The sequence below is a fragment of the Acinetobacter sp. HZNU-JH01 genome (genome assembly GCF_037996845.1).
Lineage (GTDB): Bacteria > Pseudomonadota > Gammaproteobacteria > Pseudomonadales > Moraxellaceae > Acinetobacter > Acinetobacter haemolyticus.
The window spans coordinates 1,366,499-1,378,501 of the sequence record NZ_JBBMZX010000001.1 but is presented as its reverse complement, the minus strand read 5'-3'; the positions used below and the strand labels follow the sequence as shown (position 1 = coordinate 1,378,501).

Annotated in this window: 13 protein-coding genes; 4 read left to right on the top strand and 9 right to left on the bottom strand. The window is 39.9% G+C overall.

Features of this window, described 5'->3' with window-relative positions:
* Positions 1-2: 2 nt before the first annotated feature.
* The 4 genes from secB to rsgA form a co-directional block, all read right to left on the bottom strand.
* Entirely contained in the window at positions 3-461 is a 459-nt protein-coding gene (gene secB / locus AAC851_RS06560) for a protein-export chaperone SecB (protein WP_004637874.1), read from the bottom strand.
* A 27-nt stretch (positions 462-488) separates the two neighbouring features.
* Positions 489-749 carry a glutaredoxin 3 gene (grxC, locus tag AAC851_RS06555; RefSeq protein ID WP_004637875.1) on the bottom strand — a complete coding sequence of 87 codons (261 nt, stop codon included), beginning with the start codon at positions 747-749 and terminating at the stop codon, positions 489-491.
* Between the two features lie 10 nt (positions 750-759).
* Positions 760-1,176, bottom strand: a complete 417-nt coding sequence (locus tag AAC851_RS06550; protein WP_004637876.1) for a rhodanese-like domain-containing protein — start codon at positions 1,174-1,176, stop codon at positions 760-762.
* 96 nt (positions 1,177-1,272) lie between these two features.
* Positions 1,273-2,331 carry a ribosome small subunit-dependent GTPase A gene (rsgA, locus tag AAC851_RS06545; protein WP_153568866.1) on the bottom strand — a complete coding sequence of 353 codons (1,059 nt, stop codon included), beginning with the start codon at positions 2,329-2,331 and terminating at the stop codon, positions 1,273-1,275.
* Between the two features lie 124 nt (positions 2,332-2,455).
* Between rsgA and orn the strand changes: the two genes are divergently transcribed.
* The 3 genes from orn (at position 2,456) to AAC851_RS06530 (ending at position 4,908) form a co-directional block, all read left to right on the top strand.
* On the top strand, positions 2,456-3,016 hold the full coding sequence (gene orn / locus AAC851_RS06540) for an oligoribonuclease (protein ID WP_004637878.1): 561 nt from the start codon (positions 2,456-2,458) through the stop codon (positions 3,014-3,016).
* Between the two features lie 160 nt (positions 3,017-3,176).
* Positions 3,177-3,905, top strand: a complete 729-nt coding sequence (locus AAC851_RS06535) for a Bax inhibitor-1/YccA family protein (protein WP_017395631.1) — start codon at positions 3,177-3,179, stop codon at positions 3,903-3,905.
* Between the two features lie 199 nt (positions 3,906-4,104).
* A complete protein-coding gene (locus tag AAC851_RS06530) occupies positions 4,105-4,908 on the top strand; it encodes an enoyl-ACP reductase FabI (RefSeq protein ID WP_035367398.1) in 804 nt (267 codons plus the stop codon).
* A 168-nt stretch (positions 4,909-5,076) separates the two neighbouring features.
* Here the strand turns inward: AAC851_RS06530 and AAC851_RS06525 are convergent, their stop codons facing one another.
* Both AAC851_RS06525 and AAC851_RS06520 read right to left on the bottom strand, forming a co-directional pair.
* Positions 5,077-5,469 carry a hypothetical protein gene (locus AAC851_RS06525; RefSeq protein ID WP_153568865.1) on the bottom strand — a complete coding sequence of 131 codons (393 nt, stop codon included), beginning with the start codon at positions 5,467-5,469 and terminating at the stop codon, positions 5,077-5,079.
* Positions 5,470-6,402, bottom strand: coding sequence for a ParA family protein (locus tag AAC851_RS06520; RefSeq protein ID WP_153568864.1), 933 nt, complete (start codon positions 6,400-6,402; stop codon positions 5,470-5,472).
* A 344-nt stretch (positions 6,403-6,746) separates the two neighbouring features.
* On the opposite strand from AAC851_RS06520, the gene AAC851_RS06515 reads away from it, so the two are divergent.
* Positions 6,747-7,172 carry a hypothetical protein gene (locus tag AAC851_RS06515; RefSeq protein WP_323125760.1) on the top strand — a complete coding sequence of 142 codons (426 nt, stop codon included), beginning with the start codon at positions 6,747-6,749 and terminating at the stop codon, positions 7,170-7,172.
* Positions 7,173-7,182: 10 nt separating this feature from the next.
* Here the strand turns inward: AAC851_RS06515 and AAC851_RS06510 are convergent, their stop codons facing one another.
* From AAC851_RS06510 to AAC851_RS06500, 3 genes are read right to left on the bottom strand one after another with little or no spacing between them, the layout of a single operon-like run.
* Entirely contained in the window at positions 7,183-8,571 is a 1,389-nt protein-coding gene (locus tag AAC851_RS06510) for an efflux transporter outer membrane subunit (protein ID WP_153568863.1), read from the bottom strand.
* 11 nt (positions 8,572-8,582) lie between these two features.
* Positions 8,583-10,574, bottom strand: coding sequence for a MacB family efflux pump subunit (locus AAC851_RS06505; protein ID WP_153568862.1), 1,992 nt, complete (start codon positions 10,572-10,574; stop codon positions 8,583-8,585).
* A 1-nt stretch (position 10,575) separates the two neighbouring features.
* The gene (locus tag AAC851_RS06500) at positions 10,576-11,895 is read right to left on the bottom strand and encodes a MacA family efflux pump subunit (RefSeq protein WP_151211275.1); all 1,320 of its coding nucleotides are present in this window, start codon (positions 11,893-11,895) and stop codon (positions 10,576-10,578) included.
* Positions 11,896-12,003: the final 108 nt, after the last annotated feature.

Here is a 12,003-nt window from a genome sequence, read left to right as displayed (position 1 = left end):
GATTAAGCTTGACCTTCCGCATCAGCATTTGCTTGTAGGCGTTGCATGTTTGCTTCAAATTCAGCATCAAAGTTAATTGGTGTAAGAAGCAATTGTGGGAAGCTACCTTTTGTTACTAAATCATTTACTGCTTCACGTAAGAACGGGAACAGAATGTTTGGGCAATAAGCACCAAGAATGTATGGAAGACGTTCTTCTTCTACACCATCAATCAAGAAAATACCTGATTGAGTTACATCAACGATGAACGCAGTTTCATTTTCGTTGTTCGCTTGAACCACAACTTTCAAAGACACTTCATAATGTGTTGGATCAATTTTCTCTGCTGCAGAAGATAAATTGATATTAAGTTCAGGCTGCCATTGTTTAGTAAATACTTGTGCACCTGGAACTTCAAATGAAATATCTTTTGTGTAGATACGTTCTAATGCGAGTTGTGGTTGAACTTGTTCTTCGCTCATTGTTTTTCCTTAAATTTTGGAGTGTAGTTAAGCCAATAATGAATCGAGTTTACCTTCACGCTCTAAAGCATAAAGTTGGTCGAAACCGCCAATAAACTGGTCTTTGATAAAAATTTGTGGCACGGTACGATGATTAGTACGTTGCATTAACTCAATACGAACTTCCGGCGCTTCATTGGAAAGATTAATTTCTTTATAAGCAACACCCTTACGTTCCAGCAATTGTTTCGCACGGACACAATATGGACAAGAAAGTGTTGAATAGATCGTGACGTTTGGAGTTGTCATCTGTCTCTCCTTAAGCTTTGGTTTTACTTTTCACTAATGGCAAGCCTTGTGCTTTCCAGTTACTAATTCCGCCGTCTAAGCGGTAACTGTCTGCATGACCCACTTTTTGCAAAGCGGTGCCTGCAACTTGCCCTAAGTTACAAATAAAGACCAATGGACGGTCACTGGCTTTTAATTCATCTATGTGACTGGTGATTTGGCTGTAAGAAATGTTACGGCTACCACTAATGTGACCTTCACGGAAATCTTTCGCATCACGAAGATCGATCAGCATGGCATTTTTTGCTTTAACCAAAATACCTAAAGATTGTGGTGAAATTTTACGACCATTGCGTTGTCCTTCTAAAACAAAGAACAAAATGATTAACACCCCAAGTGTGCCAAACAAGAAGGGGTGATTCCCCATAAACTCAAACCAACGTTCCACAAGTCACCTAAAGTTAGAAATCAAAAATTGCCACTGAGTATAACTTATCTCAATGGTGATCAAAAACCTTAGTTCAAGGGCAAGTTTTAATTAATGTTAATTTTTTTGTTGAGCTTCTTGGATTTCATCGCTCAGTCGCAAATAACTGTCTAAACGACGAGGCAAAATCTCTCCAGCTTCAACCGCTTGTTTCAACGCGCAATTCTTCTCATGGGTATGGGTACAGTTGCGAAATTGGCAAAGCCCTAAGTGTGCTTCGATTTCTGGGAAGCCTGTACGTACTTTTTCCAAACTCAAATGCCAGAGTCCAAATTCACGAATACCCGGTGAATCGATTAACGCACCATTTGTTCCAAATTTAATCAAACGGGTTGAGGTGGTGGTATGTTGACCCAATGCCGAGTTTTCAGAAATGACATTGGTTTTCTGTGCAGCGTCAGGAACAATGGTATTAATCAATGAGCTTTTACCTACCCCTGATTGACCTACAAAAGCCACCGTTTCATTATCCAGTCGTGAAGCAAGCGCAGACAAATCACCTTGTGATTGGCAAATCAAACTTTCATAACCCAAAGCTTCATATTCGCTGAGCAAGGTTAGAATGGGATCATTTTCTGTGAGCAGATCAGATTTATTCAGCACCAATAAAGCTGGAATATTGGCATCTGCACATGCGACCAAATAGCGATCAATTAATGTCGGTGCAGGTTCAGGTAGGGGTGCAAATACAATCACGATCAGACTGATATTGGCAGCTACGGGTTTGACCTTATGATAACGATCTGGACGCGTGAGTAAGGATTGTCGAGGGTATATCGCGGTGATAATCCCAAGTCCTGTATTTGGATCTGCTTGCCATTTGACACGGTCACCCGTCACTAACAACTCTAAGTTGGTACGGGTATGGCAACGCCAAATGCTATCTAATTCAATCGGTTTCCAAAACGGTTCTGGCTCACCGTCTGCAACCAGCGGTTTTTCGGGATGTTGTGCAGGTACAGACAAAGCTTGTACTTCGAGTTGACGACCATAATGCTGAACCACCAGTCCATCTAAATCTTGCGATGTATCAATGTCATCTTGACGAGACTTATGTTGTTTCTCAATACGACGTTGCTGCTGTTCAGTTAATCGACGCTTACGAATTAAAGCCATTCATATCCCAAAAAATCCACACTTTCAAGACCGCAAAAATAGCACGAAGCCGCTATAGAATTACAGCCAAGATGTAATTAATTTGCTACTATTGATGTTTTTAAGCACATTAGAATCGCCATCCATGAGCAGCACCCCTGATACACGATTAATTTGGATCGACCTTGAAATGACAGGTCTTGATACCGATAACGACAAGATTATTGAAATTGCGACAATTATTACAGATGACAATCTTAATATCTTAGCTGAGGGTCCTGTTTTAGCCGTACACCAGTCTGATGTGATTTTAAATGCAATGGACGAGTGGAATACCAAACAGCATGGTCAATCTGGTCTGATTGAACGTGTGCGTCGCAGTAAATTGACTGCACAAGATGCGGAACAGCAAACATTGGAATTCCTAAAAAAGTGGGTCAATCCAAAATCATCGCCGATGTGTGGTAACTCGATTTGCCAAGACCGTCGTTTCTTGCATCGTTTAATGCCTGAATTAGAACAATTCTTCCATTATCGAAACTTGGATGTATCTTCAGTGAAAGAGTTAGCCAAACGCTGGAGACCTGAAATTATGAGTGGCTTAAAGAAAAATGCGTCACATTTGGCGATGGATGACATCCGAGATTCAATTGCAGAGTTAAAATATTACCGTGAATATTTTTTTATTATGAATAATGATAAATAATCATGGTTTTTGATCTTCTCTAAAAGAATAGATCATTATTATTGAGAAAAGGAGCTTAAATCGGCTCCTTTTTTATCGAATGTAAAAAAAATATTGGGCTAAATTGCAAAATCACTTACACTCACATTTTTATTTCGTTAACTATAAAAAGAGAGCAGACATGCAAAGCGATAACCCTATTTTAACCCGTGTTGAAACCTATAGTAATGTAGCCGAGCCCATGACCATCCAAGGGGCTATTCAGAAGTCTGTGTTATTAACCGTGATTGCAGCGGCATTAGGCATTGCATTATTTTTATATTGTGCGATGACTGCTAATTTTTCAATTGCTTATGCAGCGACGATTGTCGGTATTATTGGTAGTCTTGCGCTTGGTTTAATCACCACGTTTAAACCAAATACAGCCCCAGCTTTGGCGATTCCTTTTGCTTTATTTGAGGGTGCATTTTTAGGTGGTGTTTCTTTCATTTTCCAAGTGAAATTTCCTGGTGTGCCATTACAAGCTTTACTTGCAACGTTTGTGACCACTTTGGTTTTGTTTGCTTTGTATAAGTTCCAAGTGATTCGTGCTACAGAGAAGTTTAAGGCTGTAGTCATTTCTGCTTCGATTGCGATTGCATTGGTATTCGTCGTACAGATTTTTTTAAGTTTCGCACTTGGTTCGACCATTCCTTATATCTTTGAAAGCAATTGGCTGGGAATTGGTTTTGCTGCTTTTGTTGCGGTAATTGCATCCTTAAATCTTATTTTAGATTTTGATTTGATTGAAAATGCTGCTGCTCAATATGCACCTAAAAACTTTGAGTGGGTATGTAGTATCGCGTTATTGGCAACTTTGGTTTGGATGTATTATTCGTTCATGCGCTTATTGAGCTTAATTCAGAAATAATCATAGATTCGAGTTGTTTTATCGACTTCAACTAAACACGCTGAATCGTTTTATGCATCTGACTTCATGTTTAAACTGAGGTAGATGCAAACGATTTCAGCGTGTTTTTTTGTAGGATTGAGAAAAAAGATGCATTATGCAATTCCGAAAAACACGGAATATTGGCATCATGGGTGAAAATTTTTCGAGTGAGAATAAGATGTCACAAGGACTTTTAACTGGTAAACGTTTTTTAATTGCTGGGATTGCTAGCAAATTATCAATTGCTTACGGTATTGCTGCAGCTTTACATCGTGAAGGTGCGGAGTTAGCGTTTACTTATCCAAATGAAAAGTTAAAGAAACGTGTTGATGATTTTGCAGCACAATTTGGCTCAAACTTGGTTTTTCCTTGTGATGTGGCAGTAGATGAAGAAATTGATAATGCCTTTGTCGAACTTGCAAAACATTGGGATGGTTTAGATGGTGTAGTGCATTCAATTGGTTTCGCACCTGCACATACACTTGATGGTGATTTCACTGACGTGACAGACCGTGACGGTTTTAAAATCGCGCATGACATCAGTGCTTATAGTTTTGTTGCGATGGCTCGTGCAGCGAAGCCTTTATTACAAGCGCGCCAAGGTTGTTTATTGACCTTGACTTATCAAGGTTCTGAGCGTGTGATGCCAAACTACAACGTGATGGGTATGGCAAAAGCATCTTTGGAAGCAGGTGTTCGTTATTTAGCTTCTAGCTTGGGTGCAGATGGTATTCGTGTAAATGCGATTTCAGCGGGTCCAATCCGTACTTTGGCAGCATCCGGTATTAAATCTTTCCGTAAAATGTTAGATGCCAATGAAAAAATTGCGCCATTAAAACGTAATGTGACCATTGAAGAAGTGGGCAATGCCGCATTGTTCCTATGCTCACCGTGGGCTTCGGGTATTACTGGTGAAATCATGTATGTTGATGGCGGTTTCAATACTGTAGGTATGAGCCAATCAATGATGGATGATGAATAATTAGATTAGTCTACATTATTTGATAAAGCCGCTTTTTAGCGGCTTTGTTTTTTAGTGGGATTCTAAAAAGAATAAAGTTGTGTTAAATAACCTAATAAAGATGTTAATGCGAGCCTTTTTAAACCCTAAACGTAACGCATATTTTTTAACATCAATCTCAAGCAATTCTTATGTATTATCTTTTTGTATTGCACTAGACCTTAGAGTAGCACCAATTGTTCCTTCTATGATTTTTTCTTTGACTTTATCTACTTTATCTTGCTTCATAACATAGATATCGATGTATTTAGCGAATAACTCTAGCTCTTTCTTATTGGAGAAATAAGCATTGAGTATTTCGTAACCTAGTTCACGTGAATCACATGTACTCAACTTTTCGATGGCTTCAGAATAATTAACATCCTTTCTTTCAAGCTTAGCTGAATGTCTAACATCTTTTTTTAGAATTTTGAGGTCAAAAGTATATTCCCCCGTTTCTAATTTTTTTAGATCAGCTTCCGAAAGCGTTTCTAATAGACGAATTAATTCATGTAAAAATTTAGAAATAACTTTTTTACTCATTTATATACCTGCAATTCTCTGAAATTCATCAACAAAAGCATTAATTTCCATTACAACATCTGAGTATGTGCCACTGTTGTATGCGTGAAGTGTAACAGGGATTCCATTTTGAGGTGCTGAAGCAAAAATCGATTTATTCTCTCTAAAGTATGTTCCAAATGTTGGTATCCCTAAACGCTGTGTTTGAGAGATGAATTGCTGCTGTGAGGCGATAGGATTACCACTATAGATTTGAATCATAGTAAACACAACACCTAGTATGTGTGGGTTTGCTGGTCCTATAGTACTTGGAGTTATGTTTAAAAACTCATTGAATTCCATTATTAACTGATTAACACTTCGATGTAGATAATCAATTCCAAGTGTTGAGAGATAGTCTGGTTTGGCTGGGATTAAAATTTGATCCGAAGCAATTAGCGCATTTTTAGTTACAATATTAAAGTTTGGAGGGCAGTCAATTAGTACAACGTCGTAGTTACCAGAGGCATACTGAATTATAGAGTCTCTTAATTTTCCATGTACTTTGATATAGTTAAGTTTAGTTTGATTCATATTAGCACCACCTAATAGTGTTGCAAGCTCTAAATCAACGTTAATTAAGCCTAGGTGTGATGATATTAAGTCGACAAAACCACTTGAACCCAAATGTTGTAGATAATTATTTATCTGTGATGGCCTAATTACAAAATCAGAAATGGGTGGAGGTGTGTTGCCTTGACTAATTGCATCAAAATAATTTTTGATTGTTCGTATCTCTTTTAAATTATTATTCCAAAAGTCAGGTGCAATAAAAGAAAAAGTTAAACTGGCTTGTGCATCCATATCTAAAAGTAAGACTTTTTTATTCCTTCTAGCTAGCTCTGCAGCAATGTTGGCTGTGACCGTTGTTTTTCCAACCCCACCTTTATAATTAATTACAGATATTATCTTCATGGTTTTCCTTATCATTACTTGTTGATTAAATATTGCGTAGAGTTAAAATTATATGCCATATTTTTTACATAAAATTAAAATTTTCTATCTTATTTTAATCAGCATATAAAACCGCTATATTTACGTTAATATAAAAAGTCTAGTTAATATTACTTCATTTTTTTGATTTTTCATCTAATTTAGCAATAAATTTCACATCGAAAATATATCAAAAAATATAAGGAATCATTTGTCATCCCATACTTTATATGATAATTAATGCTGGTTTTTTGTTTAATCGAAAATTTTTAAATAGAGTGTCGATAAACATATTATTTTAATGCTTCGGGGAAGGTCATCATAACGTGAAGAAAATTATCACTGTATTCAGTTTAGCAATGCTACTATCGCTACAAGGCTGTGCAGCGGTTATGGCAAGTAACCAACCGCATAAAAAGAACTTGACCGTTTTAGAAGTCGGAAAACATCGTAATAACGTGATTTCTGAATTGGGTGCGCCAGTCACCTCAGAAACCATAAATGGCGAACGTAAAGAGATTTATACCTTTCAACAAGGATATTCAAAAGCAGCAAGAATCAGCCGTACACTGTGGCACACGACTGCGGATATCGCCACGATTGGTCTATGGGAAATTATTGGTTCACCAACTGAGATCTACTTTAATGGGCAAAAACTCTCATATGAGGTTGTATTTGATGCCCAAGATAAAGTGAAATCTTCTCAGTTGATTCATACCAATACTGAAGACCATGCAGAATTAAAACAATAGTCTAGATAGACTATTGTTTGATCGGGCTTCCACCCAATGCCTGCATCAAGGTCACATAAGCATTGTACTGATTCTGTTTGGTTTCAACCAAACTGAGTCGTGCGTTACGGGTGGTCGCTTGAGCATCCAGTAAATTCTTCAAAGCGATCGCACCATTACGATAACGAACCTCCGTTAATCGCTCTGTTTTATCCGCTAGCTCTAGATTACGTTGTTGCAATTGCACCTGTTGATCAAGCTGAGTTCGATTGGATAAAGCATTCTCTACATCTGCAAAAGCCTGATATAGCGTCTGGCGATATTGAATAATTGCTTTTTCATATTCCAGATCGCTGATCGCAAGATCTTTCTTCATGTCGTTATATTGCAGAAAGGGAAGGCTTAAACTTGCACCTAAAGTTAAAGCAGGATTTTGCAAGAGTTGCGTTAAAGAGGTACTCGATGCACCCAAGTTACCAGTCAAATTAATCGAAGGATAATAACTGGCTTTGGTGGCATCTTTATTGGCAAGGGTTTTGCGTAAGCGCAGTTCAGATGCTTGTAAATCAGGGCGACGAGATAAAATTTCGGCTGGCAATCCAACAGCAATATTAGGCAATGCACTTTGAGGTAATTGCGCTGGCTCTTGAATATTCAGTTGTTGCACAGGTTGATGCAGCAGTACCGCAATGGCAGTGCGTGCCTCAACACGTTGTTGTTCGATCTGGCTTAAACTGGCTTTTTGGCTTTGTACCGATTGTTCGGCTTGGGTAAGGTCTAAACCTGAAACTGCACCTGCTCGGTATTGAGATTGAACCAATTCATATATTTTTTGCGTAGAAGCCAAATTTTGTTGGATGGTGTTATAACGCTCGTTTAAATAACCTAGTTGCCAGTAGAGTTTGGCCGTGGTGGCCACCAAACTTTGCGCTGTTGCTTGAAGATCTTGTTCGCTTGCCAGAGCTTCCCAACGACTTGCCTCAGTTTGATTGGCAAGTTTTCCAAATAAATCTAACTCATAACTCACGCCAACACTGGTTGATAAACCGCGATCACTACCATTTCCTGAACGGAGATCGTAGTTGTGACCTGTAGAAACACTAGAGCTGGTTCGAATACCTTGCTGATTTTCAGCCAAGCCTGCTTGTAAACGAGCTTGTTTCAAGGCGATACCTGCAACAGCAAGATCCGTATTTTTTGCTAAAACCTGATCAACTAATTGATTGAGTTGAGCATCATTAAATAATGTCCACCATTGATCAGTCAGTTTTACATTTTGTTCCTTTTGTGCATCGTACTGAAACTGTTGTGGTACTTGGACTGTTGGTGCGTTATACGGTGTTTTGACCACAGCAGAACAGCCAGCTAAGGAACCTGTGAGTGCTAGGGCAAGTCCTAATTTATTAAATTGAAAAGACATACTCAAATTCCTTATTCTCTTGCTAAAGCAGCAACTGGATCGAGTTGTGCTGCGTTTCGTGCTGGTAAGAAACCAAAAACGATACCAATTAAACTTGAGCATACAAAGGCAGCAACAATTGAAGTGGTTGAGTAACTCATTTCAATTACGCCTTTGGCAAAATGCCCGATGATTTGACCAATGCCTAAAGAGAGCAGGACACCTAGAACACCGCCTAACAGACAGACCAAGATCGCTTCGATCAAAAACTGCTGCAAAATATCGCTTTGTCTTGCGCCGACTGCCATACGTACCCCAATTTCTTGGGTTCGTTCAGTCACTGAAACCAGCATAATATTCATCACGCCAATCCCACCTACGACCAGAGAAATGACGGCAATGGCTGAGATCAATAAAGTCATCGTGGCTGTGGTTTGTTGAATGGTTTCACGAATACTGTCTGAGTTTTGAGTAAAGACATCTTGCGCGCCGTGACGCTGCTCAAGCAAAGTCAGGATGGCATTTTCAGCTGCTGTACTTGGATATTCATCTTTGATACGCACGATGATGCTACGAACATTGGACTGTCCCAACATACGGCTCATCACAGTGGAGTAGGGGAGATAGACATTTAAACTGTCGGAACTCCCCATAAAGCCTTTTTCCGCCTCAATGACACCAATAATTCGGCTTGGAACACTTCCCAATAGAATGACTTGACCTACAGGATTGGTACCATCAGCAAAAAAAGTCTTTTCTGTATTGGCATCAATCACCACATCCTGTGCACGTTGGGTGACACCAGCTTTGTCAAAAGGTTGTCCCGATTTGAAGGTCATGCCTCGAACATAGAAAAAGTCTTCACTCACACCATTTACGGTTGCGGAAGCTTCGGTATCTTTAAAACGTAACGTTACACTGGTGTTTGCAGATGGACTGACCCCATCGACATAAGGCTGTTCAGCTAATGCATCAGCATCCGCAGGAACCAAGGTTTTGACTTGGGAGGCCCTTGATGTATCACCAAACCCCCGACCTTGATAGACCGTGATGGTGTTGGTTCCGAGACTGCTGATATTTTCTAGAATTTGTTTTTGCGAACCATTACCGAGCGCCACAACAGAGACGACAGATGCGATCCCGATGATAATCCCAAGCATGGTTAAAAAGGTTCGCATGCGATGGGCATTCATTGCAAGCAGTGCCATGCGAAAAGCTTCACCGAGACGATCAAAGAAAGAACGCCAAGCAGAAGTTTTCTTTTGCGGCTCCCGTTGCAACGGTTGATGTTCAATGTCTGGATCAGTATTTTCAGGCGTATTGGCACGATCCGAAATAATATTACCATCACTGATTTCGATAATACGCGTTGCATTTTTGGCAACATTTAGATCATGGGTCACCAAGATAATGGTATGACCTTTGGCATTAAGTTCACGCAAAATTCGCATGACTTCAATACCACTATTTTTGTCTAATGCACCCGTCGGTTCATCTGCCAAAATAACATCACCACCATTCATCAAAGCACGTGCAATCGATACACGTTGCTGTTGACCGCCTGAAAGTTGGCTTGGGCGATGATGTAAACGTTCTCCTAGTCCGAGTTCAGACAACAGCTCTGCGGAACGTTCTTGGCGTAAATGGTTATCTACACCTGCATAGATTGCAGGAACTTCGACATTGCCCGATGCACTCAGATCCCCCAATAAATGATAACGCTGGAAAATAAATCCAAAATATTCACGGCGTAATTGCGCGAGTTCATCAGGTTCAAGTTGCCGTGTTTCACGGCCATTGACCAAATAACTTCCCTCAGTTGGTTTATCTAAACAACCGAGGATATTCATTAGGGTTGATTTGCCCGATCCTGATTGACCGACGATCGCAACCAACTCACCTGCATAAATCTTTAAATTGATGCCTTTGAGAATTTGGACCGTAGTTTCCCCCGCTGGAAATTCACGGGTCAGGTTACTGACTTCGAGCAGTGGTTTGGTCGAATGAATTTGATCTTGAGTCATATTACATTCTCATCGCACGCTGGCTACTGCGTTTGGCTGCGTCATTTGAGCTATCTGAACCATCAGCAATGATTACTTGATCACCTTGTTTAAGACCTTTGATGACTTCAACTGTGACACGGTTATTTAAGCCCACCAATACTGGTTGTGCTTTGGCAGAACCATCTGCTTGGATGACACGTACACTTGCGATACTGGCTTTTCCGTCAGCGACCAGTTGACGCTGTTCTGGACTTAGCTCAAGGCGGTTATTCGGACGTTGCTCGGTTTCATCATTTGATGCAGGCGCAGCACGATCTTTACGAGCAGGGCGTTTGCTACTTTGAACTGCTGCCGCAGGAATCGTTAGTACATTTTTAGCTTCAGCTAGGACAATGTAAACCTGTGCTGTCATGTCGATTCGTAATTTGCCATCTTCATTTGGTACATCAAATAGTGCATTGTAGTAAACAGCAGAATTTGATGAGGATGAAGAGCTATTGCTTGAGGTTTCAGTATTGATTGAATTGGGTGCAGGCTCAACTTGACGCAACTTTGCATAGTGTTTCTTTTCACTGTTGCCCAGCGTTGTGAAATAAACAGTTTGGCCTTTCTCCACTTTCATCACGTCTGCTTCAGAAATTTGCGCCTTGACGGTCATGTTATCTAGCGTTGCGAGTTTGACAATGGTCGGTGCAGTTTGGTTCGCATTTACCGTTTGACCTTCTTCAGTCACAATCGCCACAATCGTCCCATCCATCGGTGCAACAATACTGGTATAGCCTAAATCTTCTTTAGCTGTTGCAAGGGTTAGACGTGATTGTTCGATTTGGGCATTGATTGCTGCGATTTGAGCTTGTGCTGTTTTATAACTTGCTAGTGCCGATTCTAGCTCAGCACGAGAGGTGGCATCTTGGCTGAACATGGTTTGTTGACGCTTATATTCGGCTTCAACCTTAGCGAGATTGGCTTGTTGTACGGCCAGTTGAGCTTGTTGATTTTTAATATTGGCTTCCGCTGTTTTTAGCTCATTCTCTTGGCGTACTGAGTCAATTTGTGCGATGAGTTGCCCTTGTTTGACTTGGTCGCCAAGTTGCACATACATTTTTTTGACTTGACCAGAAACCTGTGCACCCACGCTGACCATTTTCGTGGCCTCTAAAATTCCTGTTGCCAAAACTGAATTTTCGATATCACCACGTCCTACTTCAGCCGTGATGTATTGTGGGGTTTCTGTTTTAGGCTTTAACATGAGCCAGCTTAATAAAGCAATCACGATAATACAGACCACAATGATGATTGTTTTTACAGGTTTCATCTTTTTAGAAATCATTTTTGGCATGGGACGAGTGCAAAGTTAAAAATTTTATTTAGTATAAAAGTGAAATAAGGATAAAGCGTGAATATTTTTAACCTAAAATGAGAATTATTCTCTATTTAATTTTTTTGT

Coding starts and splice junctions, on each gene's coding strand:
- AAC851_RS06500 (WP_151211275.1), bottom strand. CDS start 11,895: ATGCCAAAAATGATTTCTAAAAAGATGAAACCTGTAAAAACAATCATC.
- secB (WP_004637874.1), bottom strand. CDS start 461: ATGAGCGAAGAACAAGTTCAACCACAACTCGCATTAGAACGTATCTAC.
- AAC851_RS06530 (WP_035367398.1), top strand. CDS start 4,105: ATGTCACAAGGACTTTTAACTGGTAAACGTTTTTTAATTGCTGGGATT.
- orn (WP_004637878.1), top strand. CDS start 2,456: ATGAGCAGCACCCCTGATACACGATTAATTTGGATCGACCTTGAAATG.
- rsgA (WP_153568866.1), bottom strand. CDS start 2,331: ATGGCTTTAATTCGTAAGCGTCGATTAACTGAACAGCAGCAACGTCGT.
- AAC851_RS06535 (WP_017395631.1), top strand. CDS start 3,177: ATGCAAAGCGATAACCCTATTTTAACCCGTGTTGAAACCTATAGTAAT.
- grxC (WP_004637875.1), bottom strand. CDS start 749: ATGACAACTCCAAACGTCACGATCTATTCAACACTTTCTTGTCCATAT.
- AAC851_RS06520 (WP_153568864.1), bottom strand. CDS start 6,402: ATGAAGATAATATCTGTAATTAATTATAAAGGTGGGGTTGGAAAAACA.
- AAC851_RS06510 (WP_153568863.1), bottom strand. CDS start 8,571: ATGTCTTTTCAATTTAATAAATTAGGACTTGCCCTAGCACTCACAGGT.
- AAC851_RS06525 (WP_153568865.1), bottom strand. CDS start 5,469: ATGAGTAAAAAAGTTATTTCTAAATTTTTACATGAATTAATTCGTCTA.
- AAC851_RS06505 (WP_153568862.1), bottom strand. CDS start 10,574: ATGACTCAAGATCAAATTCATTCGACCAAACCACTGCTCGAAGTCAGT.